Annotated in this window: 2 protein-coding genes; both read right to left on the bottom strand. The window is 71.3% G+C overall.

Features of this window, described 5'->3' with window-relative positions; translation table 11 throughout:
- Positions 1-999 (bottom strand): cryptochrome/photolyase family protein (locus B3S45_RS14420; protein WP_286721480.1); only part of this gene is annotated, 999 nt, incomplete at its 3' end.
- Positions 1,000-1,102: 103 nt separating this feature from the next.
- A partial coding sequence (locus tag B3S45_RS14415) for a diacylglycerol/lipid kinase family protein (RefSeq protein WP_414683098.1) occupies positions 1,103-1,817 on the bottom strand: 715 nt, incomplete at its 5' end.

The raw sequence follows: 1,817 nt of genomic DNA, 5'->3' as shown, positions 1-1,817 counted from the left end.
GCCGGCGTCGACCATGCGGAATCCCGTACGGCCCTGCTGCCACGCTTCGAGATTCGTCGGCTTCAGGCGAGGCCATGGGAACGCGTCGTACTCCGATCGCAGGTTCTTGTCGGCGAGTTTCGGGAAGTGGTAGAGCGTGTGCCACGCGAACTCCCGCCATCCCACCTCCGACAGGAACCCGTGAGCGGATGCGGCGTGCGCACCCGAGCCGGCGTTCTCGAGCGTGTCGTGCCAGATCGTGTAGGGACTCAGCTCTCCCCATCTCAGCCGCGGAGACAGCAGCGACGTCGCGCCGGCGGCCGGCTCGTCGCGGGCGGCGTCGTAGGATCCGAGATCGTCGTCGAGGAACTCGCGCAGCCGTCGTCTCGCCGCCAGCTCGCCCGGCTCCCACCGCTCGCGCAGGCCACCCGCCCAGTCCGGCCGCGTGGGGAGGAGCCCCCAGTCGTCGAGATCTTCGGATGCCGGGGCGCGGCCCGGTCCTGGCACGTCGCGCGGCTCCGGGAGCGGCTTGCGCGGCGCGGGCATCTCCTGACACGCGTTCCAGAACGGCGTGTAGACGGAGAAGTGCTTTCCGGCCCCCGTCGTCACCGTCCACGGCTCGAACAGCACGTTCGCCGCGAATGACGCGACCTCCACGCCGCCGTCGCGCAGGTCGGCCTTGAGGTCGGCGTCGATGTCCCGTTCCGGGCCGCCGTAGCGCCGGTTCCAGAACACCGCACCGGCTCCGATCTCCTCGACCAGGTCGCGGACCACCCGACCGGCCGCTCCGCGACGGAGGATGAGTCCCGACCCCCGGTCGGCGAGGCGGTCCCGAAGCTCCGCGAGGCTGTGATGCAGCCACCATCGGGCCGCGCCGCCGAGAGGCCTGACCCCGTCGGACTCCTCGTCGAGCACGTAGACGCACACGATCGGTTCGTCGCGGTCGAGGGCCGCGCGCAGAGCCGGGTGATCGGCGAGGCGCAGATCGTCACGGAACCAGACGAGGGAGGGGCTTGCCATGCCCCGACGCTAGCGTCGCCGGGCGAATCGCTCCGGCGTCTTGACAGCCCGCAGGTTCGGGCCCTGCCGGAGCGCTGCTGACCGCCGTGCCTTTCGACGCGCGTCAGAGGCGGGAGGTGTCGTGGCCGGCCGGCACGACGATGGTCAGGGCACCGGCGTCGATGCGCACATCCGCCCGCACGGCGTCGCCGAACTCGTCGCCGTCGAGCTGCACCGGATGCGCGGCACCGGCGCCGACGTGCAGTCCGACGCCCCGCGAGTAGCGCACCGCGCTGTCCTTCGTGCGCAGTTGGAGCACCCGGCGCCCGGCGCGGAACCGTCGCAGCACGCTGTTGTCCCACGCGACGCGGCGCCACACGAGCAGCCATCCGAGCGGCCCCTTGGGCTGGAACACGACGATGTCGAGCGCGCCGTCGTTGATCGACGCCTCGGGGATGAGGTCGAGACCCGCCGGCAGTCGACCGCAGTTGGCGAAGAGCACCGACTGCACGCGCGTAGCGTGCAGCTTGTGACCGGGGATCTCGTACATCACCCGGAACGGCTTGGCGCTCGCGAGGGACCGGGCCGCGCCGTCGACGTAAGCGACCCACCCGACGGTCTTCTTCAGGTCGGGGTTCGTGTTGGCGATCATCGCCGCGTCGAGGCCCATTCCCCCCATGACCACGAAGCCGTGCTCGCTCGTGGACCCGTCGTCGCGGGTGAGCACCGCGAAGCCGATGTCCATGGCGACCTGCGTTCCGGTGAACGCGGCGCGGATCATCGGCTCGGGTCGGTCGAGGGGGAGGCGGAGGTTCCGGGCGAGCAGGTTTCCGGTGCCG

Source organism: Microbacterium sp. UBA1612, assembly GCF_002321605.1.
GTDB classification, from domain to species: Bacteria; Actinomycetota; Actinomycetes; order Actinomycetales; family Microbacteriaceae; genus Microbacterium; species Microbacterium luteum.
Note: the sequence above shows the minus strand (reverse complement) of the source record. Positions and strands in the feature narration are given on the sequence as shown.